Origin of the sequence: Nonomuraea sp. MTCD27 (assembly GCF_041950495.1) — a bacterium.
Classification (GTDB): domain Bacteria; phylum Actinomycetota; class Actinomycetes; order Streptosporangiales; family Streptosporangiaceae; genus Nonomuraea.
In genome coordinates this window covers 264,273-285,173 of sequence record NZ_JBGNUW010000017.1, presented here as the reverse complement: position 1 = coordinate 285,173, position 20,901 = coordinate 264,273, and the positions used below count along the sequence as shown (strand labels likewise).

The 20,901-nt window shown below is 70.5% G+C and carries 18 protein-coding genes; 13 read left to right on the top strand and 5 right to left on the bottom strand.

Features of this window, described 5'->3' with window-relative positions; all coding sequences use genetic code 11:
* Positions 1 to 24: 24 nt before the first annotated feature.
* Positions 25 to 939, bottom strand: coding sequence for an LLM class F420-dependent oxidoreductase (locus tag ACBJ59_RS41675; protein ID WP_364114860.1), 915 nt, complete (start codon positions 937 to 939; stop codon positions 25 to 27).
* Positions 940 to 1,057: 118 nt separating this feature from the next.
* Here ACBJ59_RS41675 and ACBJ59_RS41670 point away from each other — a divergent pair, with 118 nt between their 5' ends.
* From ACBJ59_RS41670 to ACBJ59_RS41620, 11 genes are all read left to right on the top strand, one after another.
* Positions 1,058 to 2,062, top strand: a complete 1,005-nt coding sequence (locus ACBJ59_RS41670; protein WP_375115627.1) for a hypothetical protein — start codon at positions 1,058 to 1,060, stop codon at positions 2,060 to 2,062.
* Between the two features lie 45 nt (positions 2,063 to 2,107).
* Complete coding sequence (locus tag ACBJ59_RS41665) at positions 2,108 to 3,214, top strand: sensor histidine kinase (RefSeq protein WP_375115626.1); 1,107 nt, start codon at positions 2,108 to 2,110, stop codon at positions 3,212 to 3,214.
* Entirely contained in the window at positions 3,211 to 4,323 is a 1,113-nt protein-coding gene (locus ACBJ59_RS41660) for a sensor histidine kinase (protein ID WP_375115625.1), read from the top strand. Before ACBJ59_RS41665 ends, ACBJ59_RS41660 begins: the two co-directional genes overlap by 4 nt.
* A complete protein-coding gene (locus tag ACBJ59_RS41655) occupies positions 4,320 to 4,919 on the top strand; it encodes a response regulator transcription factor (RefSeq protein ID WP_364114868.1) in 600 nt (199 codons plus the stop codon). The genes ACBJ59_RS41660 and ACBJ59_RS41655 overlap by 4 nt, the downstream gene beginning before the upstream one ends.
* A 141-nt stretch (positions 4,920 to 5,060) precedes the next feature.
* A complete protein-coding gene (locus tag ACBJ59_RS41650; protein ID WP_375115624.1) occupies positions 5,061 to 5,636 on the top strand; it encodes a calcium-binding protein in 576 nt (191 codons plus the stop codon).
* A 383-nt stretch (positions 5,637 to 6,019) separates the two neighbouring features.
* Positions 6,020 to 7,777: an ABC transporter substrate-binding protein gene (locus tag ACBJ59_RS41645; protein WP_375115623.1), complete on the top strand. Its 1,758-nt coding sequence runs from the start codon at positions 6,020 to 6,022 to the stop codon at positions 7,775 to 7,777.
* A gap of 78 nt (positions 7,778 to 7,855) precedes the next feature.
* Entirely contained in the window at positions 7,856 to 8,851 is a 996-nt protein-coding gene (locus tag ACBJ59_RS41640) for an ABC transporter permease (RefSeq protein WP_375115622.1), read from the top strand.
* 64 nt (positions 8,852 to 8,915) lie between these two features.
* Positions 8,916 to 9,800, top strand: coding sequence for an ABC transporter permease (locus ACBJ59_RS41635; RefSeq protein WP_375115621.1), 885 nt, complete (start codon positions 8,916 to 8,918; stop codon positions 9,798 to 9,800).
* Entirely contained in the window at positions 9,797 to 10,738 is a 942-nt protein-coding gene (locus tag ACBJ59_RS41630) for an ABC transporter ATP-binding protein (RefSeq protein WP_375115620.1), read from the top strand. Before ACBJ59_RS41635 ends, ACBJ59_RS41630 begins: the two co-directional genes overlap by 4 nt.
* Positions 10,738 to 11,613 carry an ATP-binding cassette domain-containing protein gene (locus ACBJ59_RS41625; protein WP_375115619.1) on the top strand — a complete coding sequence of 292 codons (876 nt, stop codon included), beginning with the start codon at positions 10,738 to 10,740 and terminating at the stop codon, positions 11,611 to 11,613. Before ACBJ59_RS41630 ends, ACBJ59_RS41625 begins: the two co-directional genes overlap by 1 nt.
* A 10-nt stretch (positions 11,614 to 11,623) precedes the next feature.
* A complete protein-coding gene (locus ACBJ59_RS41620) occupies positions 11,624 to 13,978 on the top strand; it encodes a glycoside hydrolase family 2 protein (protein ID WP_375115618.1) in 2,355 nt (784 codons plus the stop codon).
* On the opposite strand, the gene ACBJ59_RS41615 is transcribed toward ACBJ59_RS41620, so the two are convergent.
* The 3 genes from ACBJ59_RS41615 to ACBJ59_RS41605 all read right to left on the bottom strand — a co-directional run bounded on the left by ACBJ59_RS41615 (position 13,968) and on the right by ACBJ59_RS41605 (position 15,998).
* Positions 13,968 to 14,648, bottom strand: a complete 681-nt coding sequence (locus ACBJ59_RS41615) for a DUF6879 family protein (protein ID WP_375115617.1) — start codon at positions 14,646 to 14,648, stop codon at positions 13,968 to 13,970. The genes ACBJ59_RS41620 and ACBJ59_RS41615 overlap by 11 nt on opposite strands.
* Before the next feature lie 88 nt (positions 14,649 to 14,736).
* Complete coding sequence (locus ACBJ59_RS41610) at positions 14,737 to 15,225, bottom strand: DUF1707 domain-containing protein (RefSeq protein WP_375115616.1); 489 nt, start codon at positions 15,223 to 15,225, stop codon at positions 14,737 to 14,739.
* Positions 15,226 to 15,251: 26 nt separating this feature from the next.
* Entirely contained in the window at positions 15,252 to 15,998 is a 747-nt protein-coding gene (locus ACBJ59_RS41605; protein WP_375115615.1) for a PadR family transcriptional regulator, read from the bottom strand.
* A 308-nt stretch (positions 15,999 to 16,306) separates the two neighbouring features.
* On the opposite strand from ACBJ59_RS41605, the gene ACBJ59_RS41600 reads away from it, so the two are divergent.
* Both ACBJ59_RS41600 and acnA read left to right on the top strand, forming a co-directional pair.
* Positions 16,307 to 17,035 carry a metal-dependent hydrolase gene (locus tag ACBJ59_RS41600; protein WP_375115614.1) on the top strand — a complete coding sequence of 243 codons (729 nt, stop codon included), beginning with the start codon at positions 16,307 to 16,309 and terminating at the stop codon, positions 17,033 to 17,035.
* Between the two features lie 143 nt (positions 17,036 to 17,178).
* Positions 17,179 to 19,908: an aconitate hydratase AcnA gene (acnA, locus tag ACBJ59_RS41595; protein WP_375115613.1), complete on the top strand. Its 2,730-nt coding sequence runs from the start codon at positions 17,179 to 17,181 to the stop codon at positions 19,906 to 19,908.
* A gap of 161 nt (positions 19,909 to 20,069) precedes the next feature.
* Here the strand turns inward: acnA and ACBJ59_RS41590 are convergent, their stop codons facing one another.
* Entirely contained in the window at positions 20,070 to 20,831 is a 762-nt protein-coding gene (locus ACBJ59_RS41590; protein ID WP_375115612.1) for a neutral zinc metallopeptidase, read from the bottom strand.
* Positions 20,832 to 20,901: the final 70 nt, after the last annotated feature.

The window sequence follows — 20,901 nt, the reverse complement described above, 5'->3', positions numbered from 1 at the left end:
CCGCAAAGCGCCGCTATTCGATTACTACACGTGCGGCAGCACCTCGGCGGCGATCAGCTCCAGGTGCTCCAGATCGCTCAGGTCCATGATCTGCAGGTAGACCCGATCGGCGCCCAGCTCGGCGAGCTTGCCGAGCTTGTCCAGCACCTCGGCCGGCGTGCCGGCGAGGCCGTGCTCGCGCAGGGTGACGGGGTTCTCGCCGATGGCGGCCGCGCGCCGCTCGACCTCCGCCCGGTCCGCCCCGACCACGACGGTCTGCGCCGCCGACAGCAGCAGCGTACGGCCGGTCGCCTCGCACGCCTGCCGCACCCGAACGAACGCCGCACCGGTGTCGGCCGGCGTGTGGAACGGCACGTTGTACTCGTCCGCGTACGTCGCCGCCAGCCTTGGCGTGCGCTTGGTCCCGAGGCCACCGATGATCAGCGGCGGCCGCGGCCGCTGGGCCGGCTTGGGCAGCGCGGGGGAGTCGGCCAGCCGGTAGTAGCGGCCCTCGAAGGAATAGCCCTTCTCCGCCGTCCACAGGCCGGTGATGATCTCCAACTGCTCCTCGAACCGCCCGAACCGCTCACCCAGCGGCGGGAACGGGATGCCGTACGAGGAATGCTCGCCGTCGTGCCAGCCGGTGCCGAAGCCCAGCTCCACCCGGCCACCGCTCATCCGGTCCACCGTAGCCACGCTGATCGCCAGCGGCCCCGGCAGCCGGAACGTGGCCGGCGTCACCAGCGTGCCCAGCCGGATCGTGGAGGTGTCCCTCGCCAGGCCGGCCAGCGTGATCCACGCGTCGGTCGAGCCGGGGCCCGGGTCGCCCGGATCGAGGCGCTGGTAGTGGTCAGACCGGAAGAAAGCATCGAAACCCAGCCGTTCGGTGGCCTGAGCGACGGCGAGCAGGTCGTCATAGGTCGCGCCCTGCTGGGGCTCGGTGAAGATCCGCAGCTTCATGAGCACATTATCCGCACACAACGGACGCGAACCGGAAAAGGCCCGCGCCACGCCGTACGGGCTTGCTAGCGTTCACCCGCCAGGCCGTTTGTAGCCGATCGACCACCTGGGGTGGCCTATGCCTCGGCACAGGAGGGAGCCCGGTACGCTCCCGCGTCCGCTCGCCGTTCTCGGCGCGCTCGCCCTCACCGCCGGCACCGCGGCGGCGATCCACCTGCTCCCCGCGGGAGCGGCTCCGCCGCCCGCGCGCCCGCCGGTCGCGCGGGCTCCCGCCACGCCTGCGCCCGCGACGGCGGAGCAGCCGGCCGCCGCGTTCGTGGCGTTCGTCGACACCGCCCGCGAGCCCGCCTTCGACCTGCCCGCCGACTCCCGCCGCACCGGAGTGCGCCGCTACGCCCTCGGCCACCTCGTCGCGGGCGGCGACGGCTGCGCCCCCAAGTGGAGCGGCCTCGCCGACCCCGGCCGGAACCCGGTGGCCGGCCGGATCGGCCGGCTCAGGGCGATGGGCGGCGACGCCGCCCCGGTCTTCGGCGGACCCGACGGCCAGGAGCTGGCCGCCACCTGCACCAGGCCGGGCGGGCTGGCCGCCGCCTACCGCCGGGTGGTCGGGGCGTTCGACGCCGGCAGCATCGACTTCGAGGTCCGCGACAGCGCCGACCGGGCCGCGGTGCTGCGCCGCGCGCGGGCCATCCACGCCATGCAGCGCGAGCAGCCGCTGCGGGTCAGCTTCACGCTGCCGCTGCGCCGGTACGGGCTGGCCGCGGGCGACGTCGAGATGCTGCGCGCCACCCGCGAGGCGGGCGCGGAGATCGGCACCGTCAACCTGCTGGCGCCCATCGAGCCCCGCGACACCGAGGGCGGGCGCCTGGGCCGGGTGGCGACGGCCGTGGAGGCCGCCGGGGAGCAGATCGCGCTGGCCCAGGACCTGGCGGACCCCGCCGAGGCGTGGCGGCGCATCGCGCTGACCCCGGTGCTGGCCGGCGAGGGCGACCTGACCGAGCTCGACGCCCGCAAGCTGGCCGCGTACGCCGCCCGTCACGGGCTGGCGTGGTTGTCACTGCGAGGAGTCACGCCAAAGCCGGACGTGTCACGAATTCTTTGGCGAAGTCCACCCGGAAGATAGGATCTCGCTGACCGGGGAGGTTGTCAGTCAGCAGGGGAGGGCGTGATGGCGACGCGTCCGGAGACCGCGAGGAAGATCCTGCTGTACTGGATGGACGGCTCCGTCGCGCTCATGGCCCTGATGTACGTGGTGCTCATGCTCGCGGCGGTGGTGGAGGGCCGGCTCTCCATCCCGCAGATGGTGCTCGTCCTCGTCCTGCTGGCCGGCTTCCTCGGGCTCTTCCCTCTCATCCTGAGGGCGGCCTTCGAACACCGCCCCAAGCCGTCGCCGAGACTGCTGATCGCGGGGCTGCTCTCCGTGGCGCTGATGCTGCAGTTCGGCGACGAGACTGCCGTATGGGTGGACACGTCGATGTTGTGGCTGGCGCTGGCCGCGCTCCACCTGAGGCCGTGGACGACGGTATGGCTGTCCGCGACGGTGGTCTCCGCGATCACCGTCTACGTCGTCCTCATCACCGGGCGGTCATGGCCGGGCGTCCTGGCCGCCGAGGCGTTCAACGCCGTCATGATGATCCTGGCCATGCTGTTGTGGCGCTGGCTCTGGTGGGTGATCAGGGACGCCCACAAGAGCCGCGAGGCCAGGGCCCGGCTGGCCGTGGCGGAAGAGCGGCTGCGCTTCGCCCGCGACCTGCACGACCTGCTCGGGCGCAGCCTGTCGGTCATCACGCTGAAGAGCGAGCTGGCCGCCAAGCTCGCGACCAAGGACGTGGACCGCGCGGCCGAAGAGATGGCCATGGTGCGCAGACTGGCCGGGGAGTCGTTGTTCGAGGTGCAGCAGGCGGTGCACGGCTACCAGGAGCTCGACCTGGACGCGGAGCTCGTGGGGCTGCGCGCCGCGCTCGAGGCGGCGGGCGCGGACTGCGCGATCGAGGCCAGCGTCGACGATCTGCCGCCACCCGCCAGGGCGTTGCTGGCCTGGGCGGTGCGCGAGGGGGGTACGAACGTCCTCAAGCACAGCACGGCCACGCGGTGCGCGATCAGGATCGACGGAGGCGTGCTCGAGATCCGGAACGACGGCGTGACGGCGCATTCGGCGGCGCCCGGCAACGGCCTGCGCGGCCTGTCCGAACGGCTGGTCACGGCGGGCGGCTCGGTCACCGCCGGGCCCACCCCGGACGGGGAGTTCCTCCTGCGCGCGGCGGTCCCGGCGTGAAGGCGTTCGACCGGATGCGGAACGCGTCCAAGCTGACCAAGGTCCGCTGGCTGATCGTCTACTGCACGGACATCATCCTGGTGTTCCCCCTCCTCGGATATCTCGGCTTCTACCTGAGCTGGCAGGCGGGCCTCCCGGTGCTCAAGGTGCTGGCCGGGTGCGCCCTGCTGCTGGCCTTCAACGTGCTCAGCACGCGACCGTTCCGGATCGCCGTCAGAGGTGGCCCGCGGCCCACCGCCATCCTGGCGGTCACCGGGGCGATCGTCCTGGTGCTGCTGACCGTGTTCTCGCAGGTCTGGGCGATACCCACCTGGATGGCGCTGCTGGCGCCCTTCGTCCGCCTGCGCGCGGCCGTCGTCCTGTCCGCCGCCTCGATCGTGCTGGCCAACCTGTACATGTGGTGGGACGGCGGGTGGGACATCACCCTGCTGGCGGCGGTCCAGCTGCTGTTCACCGTCTTCTCCGTGGGCGCGGTGCGGGCCAACCTGGCGATCTGGCGCCTGACCCTGGAGGCGCACGAGGGCGAGGAGGCGCAGGCCAGGCTGGCGGTCTCCGAGGAGCGGCTGCGCTTCGCCCGAGATCTCAACGACCTGCTCGGGCGGAGCCTCAGCGACGTGGCGGTCAGGACGGAGCACGCCGAGCACACCCTGCCCGCCGACCGGGAGGCGGCCGCGGCCGAGATGTTCGAGGTGCGCGACCTGGCCCGGCGGTCGCTGCGCGAGGTGCGCACCGTCGTGCAGAACTACCGGGCCGTGGACCTGGACGAGGTCCTGGCCAGCGTGCGGGCGGTGCTGGAGGCGGCCGACGTGCGCTGCACCGTGCGCGCGGAGACCGGCTCGCTGACGCCCGAGACGCGCACGCTGCTGGCCACCGTCGTACGCGAGGGCGCGACGAACGTGCTCAAGCACAGCAGGGCCGAACGCTGCACGATCACGATCGAGGATGGGGTGCTGGAGATGTCCAACGACGGGGTGAGCGGGCCAGTGGGCGAGCACGCCCCCAACGGGCTGGCCGGGCTGGCGCAGCGGGTGCGCGCGGCGGGCGGGACCCTGGAGGCGGAGCCGACCCACGAGGGCCGCTACCTGCTGCGGGCGGCGGTGCCGGCATGACCACGCGCGTGCTGCTGGCCGACGACGAGCACCTGATCCGCGGCGCCATCGCGGCCCTGCTCGACCTGGAGGACGGCATCGAGGTCGTCGCCCAGGTGGGGCGCGGCGACGAGGTCATGGCCGCCGTCGCCGAGCACCGGCCCGACGTGGCCGTGCTCGACATCGAGATGCCGGGCATGGACGGCCTGAGCGCGGCCGAGCAGATCAGCTCCCAGTGCAAGATCGTCATCCTGACGAGCCTGGGCCGCCCCGGCTACCTGCGCCGGGCCATGGCGGCGGGCGTGAGCGGCTTCCTCGGCAAGGACGCCTCGGCGGAGGAGCTGGCGATGGCCATCCGCAAGGTCCAGGGCGGCGGCCGCTACCTGGACGCCGAGCTGGCGGCGGCCGCGATGGCCGCCGGCGACAGCCCGCTGACCGAGCGCGAGCGCGACGCGCTGCGTCTGGCCGGCGACGGTGCCACGATCTCCAGGATTGCCGCCGAGCTGCACCTGACCGAGGGCACGGTACGCAACTACCTGTCGAGCGCCATGACCAAGCTCAACGCCCAGAACCGCCTGGAGGCCATCCGCACGGCTCAGCGCATGGGCTGGCTCTGACCCTCGGAAGAGGCCCGGGAAAGACACGTAGAACGGCACACAAGCGCTGTCCGCTCCGGCACTGAGCACCGGGCGGTTCCCGCGCTGTACTCGTCCTCGGCCGCCGATCCCGGCGGCCTGTCATCCGACAGAGGGGGACTCATGAGTACGACACGGGGGACCGAGAGGCGCTCCAGGGCCACTGTCCTGCGCAGGCACGGGGTGCGCGCGCTGACGGCAGGGGCGGCGCTGGCGGCCTCGCTGATCGCCGTCGCCGGGCCCGCCCACGCCACCACCAACGTGGGCGTGTCGGGCGCGGTGCTGCAGATCACCTCGGGAGGCGTGTCCGACGACCTCCTGGTCTCGCAGGTGGGCGGCCGGCTGGTCGTCCGGAACAACGGCGACCTGGTCATCCCGGCCGCGCCGTGCGTGGCGGTGGCCAAGAACGAGGCGGTCTGCCCGGCTGCGGGCATCACCACCATCTCGGCGAACACGGCGGCCGGCGACGACACGCTGCGCAACCGGACCACGCTGCGGTCGAGGGTCGTCCTCGGGCCGGGCGCGGACATGTTCATCGGCGGGCTGGACACGGACATGGCCTCCGGCGACGACGGCGACGACCGGCTCGCCGGGCTGGCCGGGAACGACGTCCTGCTCGGCGGCGCCGGCACGGACAGCGCCAACGGCGGTGACGGCGTCGACAAGTGCGACGCCGAGATCCTGACCGACTGCGAGTAGATCGACCGCCCGGGTGCTCCCCGGCGGGCCACCCGTGCCCGCCGGGGAGCACCGCGGGTTTCAGCAGCTGACATGGGCGGAGGACGGCTGACCGCCGGTACGGGCTCGCATCGTTGAACCGGTTAGCCCAGGAGGCATGAGAGCGTTTGCGGGCCACGTCTCGAAAGCGTCACGGCTCTTGACGGGGTGGACACGCGGAATTTACGTTCGCGGTACTTATCCGGTTCAGCAGATTGACGTAGTGAACGGTCACCGGGCGGGAGCCTGTCTTTGTGTCAGGTCTGGGAGCGCTCCCAGGAGGTGTCGGCCGGAGCCGGTCCATCGGGGTGTCTGACATACGTGCGTACCTTCGCGCCGCGGGGCGCGGAGGAAGGAGAGAAGCGATGCGTAACCGGGCTCGGATCCTGATCCCGCTCGTGGCGGCGGGCCTGCTCGCCTCGGCCTGCACCGGCGGCGGGTCCACGCCGACCCCGCCGGCCTCACAGCCGCAGAGCCAGGGCGCGGTGGCCAGCGCCAACCCCGACCAGCTGCCGCGCAACGAGACGATCTACACCACCGGCACCCAGTGGGGCCCGCCGGCCAACTACAACCCGATCAGGGAATGGGACTCGGCCGTCGGCACCAAGGGCCTGGTGTACGAGACGCTCTTCCACTACGACACCACCGCGGCCAAGCTCAAGCCGTGGCTGGCCGAGAGCGGCGCGTGGGCCGACGACACCACCTTCGAGCTCAAGCTCCGCCCGGGGATCAAGTGGTCGGACGGCCAGCCCTTCACCGCCAAGGACGTCGTCTTCTCCTTCGAGCTCGGCAAGATGGAGACCATCCCGTACCACCACCTGTGGGAGTGGCTGAAGTCGGTCGAGGCCGTCGACGACCAGACCGTGAAGTTCACCTTCTCCAAGGCCAACTACCAGCAGTGGGACTTCAACCTGTACAGCCGCTCGATCGTCCCCGAGCACGTCTGGAAGGGCCGCTCCGAGAAGGAGGTGCTCGACGGGATCAACGAGAACCCGGTGGGCACGGGCGCGTACAAGTTCATGAGCAAGGACCAGGACCGCGTGGTCCTGCAGCGCCGTGACGACTGGTGGGGCAAGACGGCCCTGAACATGGAGCCCAAGCCGCGCTACATCGTCGACATCGCCACCCCGAGCAACGAGGTCGCGATGGGCCTGCTGCTGCAGAAGGGGCTGGACCTCAGCAACAACTTCCTGCCCGGCGTCGCCAACCTGGTCAAGGGCAACTTCGGCCTGACGACCTACTACAACGAGCCTCCGTACATGCTGTCGGCCAACACCGCCTGGCTGGTGCCCAACACCACGAAGAAGCCGATGGACGACCCGGCCTTCCGCAAGGCGCTGGCCGCCTCCGTCGACGTCAAGAAGATCGTCGAAGGCGTGTACGGCAACCTCGTCAAGGCCGCCAGTCCGACCGGCCTGCTGCCGCAGTGGGACAAGTTCGTGGACCAGAGCGTGGTCTCGGCCTCGGGCTTCACGTTCGACGCGGCCAAGGCCAAGAAGCTGCTGGCCGACGCCGGGTACAAGGACGGCGACGGCGACGGGTACGTGGAGAACAAGGACGGCTCGAAGATCAGCCTCTCCCTCATCGTGCCCTCGGGCTGGACCGACTGGATGGAGTCGGCCAGGTCGATCGCCGCCAGCGCCAAGACCGCGGGCATCCAGATCACGCCCGACTTCCCCGACTTCAACGCGCTGGTCGAGAGGCGCGCCAAGGGCGACTTCGACCTGCTCATCAACAACGAGCGGCAGTTGTCGAACTCCCCCTACACCTACTACGAGTACATGTTCCAGCTGCCCGTCCAGAAGCAGCAGAACACCGTCAACTTCGCCCGCTACGAGAACGACAAGGCCTGGGACCTCGTCCAGCAGCTCGACCAGGTCAAGACCGACGACACCGCCGGCATGCAGAAGGTCATCTCCCAGCTCCAGCAGATCCATCTGGACGACATGCCGATCATCCCGCTCTGGTACAACGGCCTGTGGGCGCAGTCGAGCACGCAGGTGTGGAAGAACTGGCCGGCCGCGGCCGGCAGCGCGCCCAAGACCGGCGCCGTGATGTGGCGCAACTGGCTCGAACTGGGCGGCTTCGAGACGCTCACCCAGTTGCAGCCCTCGGGCTCGTAACGATCCGGCCGGACGAACCCCTGTCCCTCCGCCCCCGGAACGCCGCGGGGGCGGAGGGTCCTTCCCGGAGAGAATCACGTGCGTCGATATTTCGGCAGAAAACTGCTTATCTACGGATTGACCTTCTTTGTCGCCGTCACGGTCAACTGGATGATCCCGCGCTTCATGCCGGGCGACCCGGTGGCCAGCATGATCGCGCGGGCCAACGTCACCAACGCCCAGGCCGTCGAGGCCATGCGGGCCTACTACAACAACCTGTTCGGCCTCGACCAGCCGCTGTGGCAGCAGTACGTCAACTTCTGGGGCGCGCTGTTCCGGGGGGACTTCGGGATCAGCATCTGGCTGTTCCCGACCCCGGTGAGCGACGTGATCACGCGGGCGGTGCCGTACACGCTGGCGCTGATCGTCCCGTCGGTGCTGCTGAGCTGGGTGGTGGGCAACCAGTTCGGCGCGTACGCCGCGCGCCGCAAGCTGCTCGACAACACCGTGCTCCCGGTGGGCTACGTGCTGACGGCGATGCCGTACATGTGGCTGGCCGTGCTCCTGGCCTGGGGGTTCGGCGTGATCCTCGGATGGTTCCCGGTGGCCGGCGGCTACAGCTTCTCGATGCGGCCCAACTGGTCGTGGACGTTCCTGCTCGACCTGCTGCACCACTGGACGCTGCCGTTCCTGTCGCTCTTCCTGGTGGCGCTGGGCGGCTGGGCCATCGGCATGCGGAACATGATCATCTATGAGCTGGAGTCCGACTACTCCAACTACCTGGCCGCGCTCGGCGCGCCCAGCAGGCTCATCCGCAGGTACGCCTTCCGCAACGCCGTCCTGCCCCAGATCACCGGCCTGGCCCTGCAACTGGGCGTCCTGGTGGCCGGGGCGCTGGTCACCGAGATCGTCTTCGCCTATCCGGGCCTGGGCAGCCTGATCCTCAAGGCCATCCAGAACAAGGACTTCTTCCTCCTCCAGGGCACGTTCCTGTTCATCGTGCTCGGCGTGCTGATCGCCAACTTCATCATCGACATCGTCTACGTCGTGGTCGATCCGCGGACCAGGGCGGGAATGGCGGGTGCGCAGACATGACCGAGCTTGTCGAGGTCATCAATAGACACAGCACCTTGGTCATGAGGCCGACGAAGGAGGCCTCATGACCGCGCTTCAGGAAGTCGAGCCGCGCGAGCGGGCCGGGGTGCGCCGTGAGGCGCTCTACTTCGCGGTGCGCAACGGCAAGCTGGTGACCGGGTTCGGCATCGTGCTCGTGCTGCTGGTCCTCGGCCTGGTCGGGCCCCTGCTGACCGGCGGCACCCCCAACGAGTACGGCCCCCGCCCCATGAGCCCGCCCTCGGCCGAGAACTGGTTCGGCACCACCACGTTCGGCCAGGACGTCTTCCTCCAGTTCGTGCACGGCCTGCGCAGCACGTTCGTGGTGGGGGTGATCGGCGGCGGCATCGCGGCCGTCATCGGCATGGTCGTCGGCTTCGTGGCCGGCTACCGGGGCGGCGTGGTGGACGAGATCCTCAACATGCTGACCAACGTCATCCTGGTCATCCCCACCCTGGCCGTGCTGCTGATCATCAACGCGTACCTGGGCATCCGCAGCGTGGCGGTGCAGGGCCTGTTCATCGGGCTGACGCAGTGGCCGTGGGCGGCGCGGGCGATCCGGGCGCAGACGTTCTCGCTGCGCACGCGCGAGTTCGTGGACCTGGCCAGGATGAGCGGCGCCGGCACCGGCAAGATCATCGCCCGCGAGGTCGCGCCGAACATGAGCTCCTACCTGTTCATGACGTTCATCCTGCTGTTCGGCGGCTCGGTGCTCATCGCCTCCTCGCTGGACTTCATCGGCCTCGGTCCCACCGACGGGGTCTCGCTCGGCCTGATGTTGCAGAACGCCAGCCAGTGGAGCGCCCTCCAGCTCGGCATGTGGTGGTGGTTCGTGCCGCCGGGGGCGGCCATCACCGCCATCGTGGGCGCCCTGTACGTGGCCAACGTCGGGCTCGACGAGGTCTTCAACCCGAAACTGAGGGAGACATGAGTCTGCAGGTCAGCGAGCTGCGGGTGCACTACAGGACGCTCAAGGGCGACGTGCGCGCGCTCGACGGCATGTCCTTCGAGATGCGCGACGGCGAGATCCTCGGCCTGGTCGGCGAGTCGGGCTGCGGCAAGAGCACCCTGGGCAAGGCCCTGATCCGCATGGACAGCCGCATGCGCCGCGTGGGCGGCACGGTCGTGCTCGACGGCCACGAGCTGCCCATCGACGACGACCGCAGGATGAACGACTTCCGCTTCCGCGAGGTCTCCCTCATCCCCCAGTACGCCATGAGCGCGCTCAACCCCACTCGCAAGATCCGCAGAATGGTCACCGAGCTCCTCGGATCGAGGGGCGCGACCCTCGACGCCGCCGAGCTCGGACGCCGGATGGACCAGGTCGGCCTGCCCCGCGAGGTGCTCGACCGCTACCCGATCGAGCTGTCGGGCGGCATGAAGCAGCGCATGGTGATGGTCATCTCCACCCTGCTCAACCCGTCCCTGCTGATCGCCGACGAGGTCACCTCCGCGCTCGACGTCTCCACCCAGAAGGCCGTCGCCCGCGCCCTGCTCGGCTTCCGCGACAGCGGCTACGTCAAGAGCATGATCTTCGTGACGCACGACCTCGCCCTCACCCACCACATCGCCGACACGATCATGGTCATGTACGCCGGCCGGCTGGCCGAGAAGGCCCCCGCGGACGTGATCGTCAAGGCGCCGCGGCACCCGTACACCCGGCTGCTGCTCGACTCCCTGCCCGCGGTCGGCGTCCGCTACGCCGACCGCAGGCTCGAAGGCATCGCCGGCAGCCCGCCGTCGCTGCTGAACCCGCCCACCGGCTGCCGCTTCCGCGACCGCTGCCCGATCGCGGGCGAGGAGTGCGCCGAGGACCCGCCCGTGGCCGAGCTCGCCCCCGGCCACCACGTAGCCTGCTGGAAGGCCTGATGCTGAGACTCGACGACGTCACCAAGGAATTCAGGGTCGGCGCCTTCGGCGGCAAGAGCGTCGCGGCCGTGCGGGGGGTGAGCTTCGAGGTCGTCCCCGGCGAGGTCGTCTCCCTGATCGGCGAGAGCGGCAGCGGCAAGAGCACGATCGGCCGGATGATCCTCGGCCTGAACCCGGTCACCAGCGGCTCGATCACCTTCGACGGCCTGCCGGTACGGGCGGGCAAGGCGTACTACCGGCACGTCCAGGGCATCTTCCAGGACCCGTTCAGCTCCTTCAACCCGGTGTTCAAGGCCGACCGGGTGTTCACCATGATCAAGGAGGCGTACTATCCGGCCGTGCCCGAGGCCCAATGGGCCGACCGGGTCGCCACCTCCCTGCGCGACGTGCGGCTCAGCCCCGACCAGGTGCTCGGCAAGTACCCCCACCAGCTCAGCGGCGGGCAGCTCCAGCGGCTGCTCATCGCCCGCGCGCTGCTGCTGGACCTCAAGCTGCTGGTGGCCGACGAGATCACCAGCATGCTCGACGCCTCCACCCGCATCGACGTGCTCAACCTGCTGGCCGAGCTGAAGGCCAGGGGGCTGAGCGTCCTCTACATCACGCACGACCTGTCCCTGGGCAACTACCTCGCCGAGCGCACGGTGGTGCTGCGCAAGGGGAGCGTGGTGGAGATGGGGCTGACCGATCGGGTCTTCGGGGATCCGCTGCACCCGTACACGCGCGAGCTGCTGTCGGCCGTGCCGCGCCTGCACGAGGCGTGGGACGATGCCCTGCCGGTGGAGACCTGCCTGTACCACGAGCGAGGGGCGTCCGGCGGCCTGGTGGAGGCCGACCCCGGCCATTTCGTGGCCTGCGCCCGGCTCGCGACCTGCTGAGGAGATCTTCTTGACGTACCACCCGTTGCACGCCGGCTGGAGCCTGTCCTCCGACGGGTCCTCCCACGAGCTCGACGGCGTCCCGGCGACGGTGCCCGGCTGCGTGCACACCGACCTGCTCGCCGCCGGGCTCATCGACGACCCCTACCTGGACGGCAACGAGCACCGCCTGTCCTGGATCGGCCGTACGGACTGGACCTACCGCACCACCTTCACCTGGTCGCCCGACGAGCACGAGCGCACCGACCTGGTGTGCGAGGGGCTGGACACGGTCGCCACCCTCACCCTCAACGGAACCCGGCTCGGCGACACCGCCAACCAGCACCGCTCCTACCGCTTCCCCGTCCGTCACCTGCTGCGCGAGGGCGACAACGAGCTCGTGGTGCGCTTCGGCTCGGCCTACGCCTACGCCGAGGAGCGGCGGGCGGCGCTGGGGGAGCGGCCCGGCGCCTACGACGAGCCCTACCCCTTCATCCGCAAGATGGCCTGCAACTTCGGCTGGGACTGGGGCCCGAACGTGGTGACGGCCGGCATCTGGCGGCCGATCGGGCTGGACAGCTGGAGCCGCGCCCGCCTGGCGGAGGTGCGCCCGATCGCGCGCGCCGACGGCACGGTGGAGGTGAGCGTCCGCGTGGAGCGGACGACGGAGGAGCCGCTCGACCTGACCGCCGAGGTCGCGGGCGTCACCGCGGAACAGCGCGTCGAGGGCCGGGCCGCCGTGCTCGCGCTCCAGGTGCCCGGCGCCGGCCTGTGGTGGCCGCGTGGCTACGGCGACCAGCCGCTCTACGACCTGACCGTGCGGCTCGGCGCGCAGGAGTGGCGCGGCCGGATCGGGTTCAGGGACGTCGAGCTGGACCGGGAGGCGTTCAAGCTCAAGGTCAACGGCGTGCCGGTGTTCGTCAGGGGCGTCAACTGGATCCCCGACGACTGCTTCCCCTCGCGGATCACCCGGGAGCGGCTGGCCGAGCGGTTCGGGCAGGCCACCGCCGCCGGGGTGAACCTGCTGCGGGTCTGGGGCGGCGGCCGGTACGAGAGCGAGGACTTCTACGACCTGGCCGACGAGCTCGGCCTGCTGGTGTGGCAGGACTTCCCGTTCGCCTGCGCCGCCTACCCGGAGGAGGAGCCGTTCCGCTCCGAGGTCGAGGCCGAGGCCAGGCAGAACGTCGCCAGGCTGGCCCCGCACCCGAGCCTGGTCCTGTGGTGCGGCAACAACGAGAACCTGGAGGGCCACGCCGACTGGGGCTGGCAGGATCGGCTCGGAGGGCGCAGCTGGGGCGCGGGCTTCTACCACGATCTACTCCCGTCGATCGTGGCCGAGCTGGACCCCACGCGTCCCTACTGGCCGGGCAGCCCCTACTCCGGCGAGCCCCTCCTGCCCCCGAACGACCCCGCCAGTGGCACGATCCACATCTGGGACGTCTGGAACCGCGAGGACTACCGCCACTACGCCGCCTACCGGCCGAGGTTCGTGGCCGAGTTCGGCTTCCAGGGGCCGCCCGCGTACGCCACGCTGCGCCGGGGCTCCTCCGACGAGCCGCTCACGCCGGACTCCTCCCACCAGAAGGCGGTGGACGGGCAGGCCAAGCTGCTGCGCGGCCTGGGCGACCACCTGCCGCAGCCGGGGACGTTCGACGACTGGCACTACCTGACCCAGCTCAACCAGGCCCGCGCGATGGCGTTCGGGATCGAGCGGTTCCGCTCGCTGATGCCGTACTGCATGGGCACGATCGTCTGGCAGCTCAACGACTGCTGGCCGGTCACCTCGTGGTCGGCGATCGACGGCGACGGGCGGCGCAAACCGCTGTGGTACGCGCTGCGCCGCGTCTACGCCGACCGGCTGCTCACCGTGCAGGACGGCGCGGCGGTGCTGGTCAACGATGCCGCCGAGCCCTGGTCGGGCGAGCTGCACCTGGTGCGGCAGGGCCTCGACGGCCGGCCGCTGGCCAAGGAGGTCGTCGCGGTGCACGCCGCGCCCAGGTCGGTGCTCAGGGTGGCGCTGCCGCCGTCCGTGGCCGGGCCCGACGATCCGGCGCGCGAGCTGCTCGTGGCCCGGCTGGGCGGCGAGCGCGTGGTCAGCGGCTACGCCGAGGACACCGCCGTGGCCTACCCCGAGGCCGCCTACGACGCGCACGCGGAGCGGACCCCCGGCGGCTACCGGGTGACGGTCACCGCCGCGACCGTGCTGCGCGAGCTGGCGCTCTTCCCCGACCGGCTCGACCCTGGCGCGAGCGTGGACGAGCAGCTCGTCACGCTGCTGCCGGGCGAGAGCGCGGTCTTCGAGGTGACGACCGGGCGCGAGCTGGACACCCGGGCCCTGACCGCCTTCCCCGTGCTGCGCTGCGTGAACGAGGTGGTCAGATCCTGAACTCCTCGGTGCGGTGCGCGTAGGCGGGCAGCGCGGCCCGCATCTCGTCGGTGATCACCGGCGGGGGCAGCGGGACGATCTCCCGCTCGTGGAAGTCGTGCACGGGCTCGCCCTCGTCGAACAGCTCGCGGACCGCGCCCAGGCACGGGCCGACGACGCCGGGGTCGGTGATCCGCTTGCCGCCCCGGCCCCCGCCGTACCGGTCGTACAGGACCTCGTACATCAGGGAGGGCGAGAAGATCACCAGCTCCGGCACGGGCTCGAAGGCCGCCACGCGCGCGGCGGGCACCACCCGGCAGGGTGAGCCCGCCGCCGCGCGCAGCGCCAGGATGTGCATCTCCCACTGCAGGTACGCGGTGATCGGGAACTCGACCACCCGTACCCGCCTGACCGGGTGGCGGCGGCGGAAGTAGTCGGCCAGGGGCGCCGACATGCGCCGGGTCAGGGCCAGCGAGCCCGCCCAGTCGCCGTCCATCATGGCCCGCCAGCTGGCCACGTCGGGCTCGTAGAAGCTCTGCGCCCGCTCCAGCTTCCACATCGGCTCCGCGCAGCCGGCGTGGTCGCGCTCGAAACCGGCCTGGTACTCCGGCACGTCCAGGACGACGCCGTCAGCGCCCGCGACGGCGGCGAACGGGTTCGTGAGACGGACCGGAGTGCCCTGCTCGGTCATGCGCCGTTCCCCTTCGCTCTGAAGACCCGCCCAGATCATCAATTGAGCCCTTGACCGGGTCAAGGCCCAAAACGATCTGGCCGGGCCGTCAGCCGCGGTAGTGGAAGCGCCGGTGCACCAGGCTGAAGATCATGGCCCCCACCCACACCACGAACAGCACCTTGAAGATGCCGAAGCCGAAGATCAGGGCGAGGATCATGAACACGAACAGCACCGGCAGGAACGGGTGCGGCCCCCGGTGCCGGTGCCCCATCTGCCCCCGCCGGCCCGCCCAGGCCGCGCGGTGCATCTCCCGCTGGGAGTGCCGCATGGCCTGGATCTGGTGCCGCTGGGCGTGCATCGCCGCCCGCCAGTCGCCCACCTCGTAAGGGGAGGCGGGCTCGCGGTAGGCGGGTTGCTGCCCGGGCAGGTCGACGGTGACCTGGGCGAGGTCGCCGGCCGTCTTGGCGGCCAGCGTCCGGTCGAGTCGCTCGTCGAGCTCCTCGTGGGTCAGGCGGCCCTGCGCGAAGTGCTCGCGCAGGTCGGCCATCGTCTGCTCCCGCTCGGCGTCGCCGATGCGGAGGTCGTTACGGTCCATGCCGGTCCTCGCTCTCCCCGAACTCGTCACTCCTCGCCCGGGTCGCCGTCGGCCAGGATCTGGTAGAGCTTGCGCCGGGTCTCCACCAGAGTCTTACGCGCTTCGCGGATTTGTGCGTCGTTTCCGGTCTGAAGAACCTGCATCATGGCGAATGCCGACTGTCGGGCGATATGCCAGAGATCGGCGGTGTTGTCATCGATGTCCGGGCGCATCTCGTCCCACGGGGCGCGGACCTCGTCCGCGTGGGCCTCGATGTAGTTGCGGCCTTCCTCGGTGAGACGGAAGGTCTTGCGCCCCTCGTTCTCCTCCGCGACCACGAGGCCCTCGTCGGTGAGCTGCTGCAGCGCCGGGTAGACGGCGCCCGGGCTGGGCTTCCAGCCGCCCTCGCTGCGCTCGGCGATCTCCTGGATGACCTGGTAGCCGTTGCGCGGCTCCTCGGCGAGGAGGGCCAGGATCGCGGCGCGTACGTCGCCCCGCTTGGCCTTGCGGGGACGGCCGCCCCAGCCGCGGTGGCCGCCGCCCCACGGCCCGCCCGGGCCGCCGAACGGGCCGCCGCGCCCGAAGTCGAACGGGAACGGGCCGGGCCCGCCCCTCCTGCCGCGCATCCGCCGCTCGTCCGGGCCGCCGCCGCCCCCGCCGGGCCCGCCACCGCGACCTCGGTGGCCTCCCAGGTGCTCGAACGCGTCGGCCATGGCGTGGAACGCCTCGCGGGCCGCGCGCCGGTAGTCGTGTGCGCCGGGCCAGGGCCCGCTCGCTGCCATGTGGTGAGTCATCTTCTACTCCTATATCGTGATCTGTTCTCGATGCGTCAAAGATATATCGATAGTGTGTCGTTAGCAAGACCGGTGCGAGAGTGAGCCAGATCACGAAAAAGTTGCGGAATCCGGGAACAGGATTGGGGAGGGCGTCGTTATTCACAGCAGACGAGGTCGTTCCGCGTCGGCAGGGCTGGGGGGTGCTGTCGCCGCGGAGACGACCTCGTCTGCGTTTGCGGGCAGTTCGCGGGCACCTCGCCCGGCGTGACGTCTCCGCCCGGCATGGCTCGCCGCGTAAAGGGCTTCTTTGCCGTACAGTCCCGATCATGATGGGGCACACGCACGCGATGACAGGGGCCATCGCCTGGCTGGGGCTGGCTCCGCCCCTGGCCGCACTGCCGTTGATGAACGAGTCCTCCCGGTTCGTCGACACCGGGATCATGGCCACCGCGCTCAGTCCCGCCGAGTTGGTCGCCGGGGCCGTCATCTGCGCGGGGGCCGCGATGCTGCCCGACCTCGACCATCCGAGCGCCACGATCGCGCAGACGTTCGGGCCCGTCACCTGGGCGCTCAGCAAGGCCGTCGCCTGGATCAGCGGCGGGCACCGCGGGGCGACGCATTCACTGGTGTTCGCGGTGGCGCTCGGGTTCGGGGCGCACTGGCTGGCCAGCGCCTATCCGATCGGGCGCGACATCATGGTCGTGCTGCTCATCGGGCTCGCCCTGCGGGCCATCGGCGTCGGGATCCCGGGGAACAAGATGGGTTCCGCCATGGTCAACATCGGGCTGACCGCCGGCCTGTACGCCGTCTTCCTCTCCCTCGGCGTGGGCTACGCCTGGCTGGGGCTGGCGGTGGGGATCGGCTGCCTCATGCACGTGGTCGGCGACTGCATGACCGAGCGGGGATGCCCCGTGTTGTGGCCGCTGGGGGCCAAGTTCGTGCTGCCGTGGAAGATCGGCATCAAGACGGGCCGGAAGTTCGAGCAGAAGATCCTGGCCCCGATCCTCTCCGTGGCGATCGTCGGCCTGCTGTTCTGGCGGCTGGCTCCGGTTTAACTTGATGTCGAGATATCCTAGGGATATCTTGACGTCGAGACATCCGCCGCGGCCTGCGAGTTAGGGTCACCTAACGTGCTGTGCGTTCCCGCAGTGCGGCAGGATTCTGTCTGAACACCTGTCTATGGAGGAGGCGAATCACCGTGTCCGCGAACAGCTTCGGCAGCCGTGACACGCTACGCGTCGGCGACGCGTCATACGAGATCTTCCGGCTGGATGCCGTCGAGGGCGCCGCACGCCTCCCGTACAGCCTGAAGATCCTGCTGGAAAACCTCCTTCGCACCGAGGACGGCGCCAACATCACCGCCGACCACATCCGTGCGCTGGGCGGCTGGGACCCGAACGCGGCGCCGAGCGTGGAGATCCAGTTCACGCCCGCCCGCGTCATCATGCAGGACTTCACCGGCGTGCCGTGCGTGGTCGACCTGGCCACCATGCGCGAGGCCGTACGCGACCTCGGCGGCGACGCCTCCCGGATCAACCCGCTCGCGCCGGCCGAGATGGTCATCGACCACTCGGTCATCGTCGACTACTTCGGCCACCCCGACGCCTTCCGGCGCAACGTCGAGCGCGAATACGAGCGCAACCGCGAGCGCTACCAGTTCCTGCGCTGGGGCCAGACGGCCTTCGACGAGTTCAAGGTCGTCCCGCCCGGCACCGGCATCGTCCACCAGGTCAACATCGAGCACCTGGCCCGCGTGGTGATGATCCGCGACGGCAAGGCCTACCCCGACACCTGCGTCGGCACCGACTCCCACACCACCATGGAGAACGGCATCGGCGTCCTGGGCTGGGGCGTCGGCGGCATCGAGGCCGAGGCCGCGATGCTCGGCCAGCCGATCTCCATGCTCATCCCGCGGGTGGTCGGCTTCAAGCTCAACGGCAAGCTGCCCGCCGGGGCCACCGCCACCGACCTGGTCCTGACGATCACCGAGATCCTGCGCAAGCACGGCGTGGTCGGCAAGTTCGTGGAGTTCTACGGCGAGGGCGTCTCCTCCGTGCCGCTGGCCGACCGGGCCACGATCGGCAACATGAGCCCCGAGTTCGGCTCCACCTGCGCGATCTTCCCGATCGACGGCCAGACCGTCGACTACCTGCGCCTGACCGGCCGCTCCGAGGAGCAGATCGCCCTCGTCGAGGCGTACGCCAAGACCCAGGGCCTCTGGCTCGACCCGTCCGCGCCCGAGCCGGTGTTCTCCGAGTACATCGAGCTCGACCTGGCCACCGTCGTCCCGTCGATCGCCGGCCCCAAGCGTCCGCAGGACCGCATCGCCCTGTCGGCGGCCAAGGTCACCTGGCGCCACGACGTGCAGAACTACGTGGCCGACGACGTGGACGAGGCGGGCGAGGAGACCTTCCCGGCCTCCGACGCGCCCGCCTCCAACGCCAGCGCCAACGGCGGCCGGCCGCACAAGCCGGTGCCCGTCACGCTGGCCGACGGCACCTCGTTCGAGATCGACCACGGCATCGTCTCCATCGCCGCCATCACCTCGTGCACCAACACCTCCAACCCGTACGTCATGATCGGCGCGGCCCTGCTGGCCCGCAACGCCGTCGAGAAGGGCCTGACCCGCAAGCCGTGGGTCAAGACCTCGCTGGCGCCGGGCTCGCAGGTGGTCACCGGCTACTTCGAGCGCTCGGGCCTGCAGCCCTACCTCGACAAGATCGGCTTCAACCTCGTCGGCTACGGGTGCACCACCTGCATCGGCAACTCGGGCCCGCTGCTGCCCGAGATCTCCGACGCCATCCAGGCCAACGACCTCGCGGTCACCGCCGTGCTGTCCGGCAACCGCAACTTCGAGGGCCGCATCAACCCCGACGTCAAGATGAACTACCTGGCCTCGCCGCCGCTCGTGGTCGCGTACGCGCTGGCCGGGACCATGGACCTCGACCTCGACACCGAGCCGCTCGGCCTCGGCAACGACGGCAAGCCGGTCTACCTGCGCGACATCTGGCCGTCGCCGGAGGAGATCTCGTCGGTGGTCAACTCCTCGATCGGCCGCGACATGTTCGAGCGCGACTACGCCGACGTGTTCAAGGGCGACGACCACTGGCGCACGCTGCCGATCCCCACGGGCGACACGTTCGAGTGGGACCCGTCCTCGACCTACGTGCGCAAGGCCCCCTACTTCGACGGCATGCCGTCGAAGCCCGAGCCCGTGACCGACATCTCCGGCGCCCGCGTGCTGGTCAAGGTCGGCGACTCGGTCACCACCGACCACATCTCGCCGGCCGGCTCCATCAAGACCGGCACCCCGGCGGCGCAATACCTGCGGGCCAACGGGGTCGAGGTCAAGGACTTCAACTCCTACGGCTCGCGGCGCGGCAACCACGAGGTGATGATCAGGGGCACGTTCGCCAACATCCGCCTGCGCAACCAGATCGCGCCGGGCACCGAGGGCGGCTACACCCGCGACTTCACCCAGCCGGACGGGCCGGTGTCGTTCATCTACGACGCCTCCGTCAACTACGCCGCGGCCGGCACGCCGCTGGTGGTGCTGGCGGGCAAGGAATACGGCTCCGGCTCCTCGCGCGACTGGGCGGCCAAGGGCACGGCGCTGCTGGGCGTCCGCGCCGTGATCGCGGAGTCCTACGAGCGCATCCACCGCTCCAACCTGATCGGCATGGGCGTGCTGCCGCTGCAGTTCCCCGAGGGCGCCACGGCGCTGACGCTGGGCCTGACGGGCGAGGAGACGTTCGACATCACGGGCGTCGAGGAGCTCAACCAGGGCGGCATCCCGAGCACGGTGCACGTCAAGGCCGGCGACGTGGAGTTCGACGCGGTCGTCCGCATCGACACGCCGGGCGAGGCCGACTACTACCGGCACGGTGGCATCATGCAGTACGTGCTGCGCTCGCTGCTCGCGAAGTGACTTCCCGTGCCCGCGCCCGGTCATGAGCCGGGCGGGGGCGGGGGAACCCTTGGCCGTCGAGCCGGGGGTTGGGCGCGATCCTCACGCGCCCGCATCGGGGGAACCACCCGACACCCAGAGGGCCGCCCCGCGGGAAACCCCCGCGGGGCGGCCTTCGTCTCTCACGAGACCCTGGAAGCGGGTGCCGACCAGGTGTCGCAGGCCGCCGGGGACCCGGTCGTCATGCCGCGCCTGAACCAGTAGGCCCGGCCGGCGCCCGTGCCGTGGCTGCGCCGCCCGTCGGCGTCGCCGTTGGCGCGGATCGCCTCGTACAGGGCCGACCAGTCGCGCTCGGTCCGGGCGAGGGAGGAGCGCACGCTGCCCATGAACACCCCGGCCAGGCAGTCGGCCTGCAGCTCGAAGCGGCGCTGCAACTGCGTGCGGCGGCTGGGGGCGGCGGCGCGGTAGCGGGCCTCGTAGGCGCGGCGGAGGCCGGTGAGGGTCTGCAGGTGGTGGGCGTACTCGTGGGCGGCGACCTTGAACGGGTAGAGGTCGGTGCGGTTGTCGATCCAGCGGCCGGTGAGCGTGAACTCCAGCGACCGGCCGCCGTGGCAGTAGAAGGCGTCGACGTCGGCGAGCCGCATCCCGCAGACGGTGCCCTGGGGCTCCTCGTGGAAGTGGACCGCGGGCTCCTTGAACCGGACCCCGGTGCGGGCGAAATAGGCCCTCCACGACTTATCCAGACATTTCACGACTGTCTCGAGGTACTCGCGATGACGCGGAATCCCACCCGAGCTCAGCGGCGTCTCGGGACACGAGGTGACGGCCGGCTTCCCGGCCGCCTCGGGAAAAGGGCTCTTGACCGGTGCCGCGGCGTGGGCCGTCTGGGGGGTGAGGCAGGTGGTCGCGAGGATCGCGGCGAGGGCGAGGGGCAAGGATGGCACGATCGGCAGCTTAGGGCCGCGGGGACTGTGACACGATGAGAGGTGCCACCCGGCGAACCGTTATTTCGCC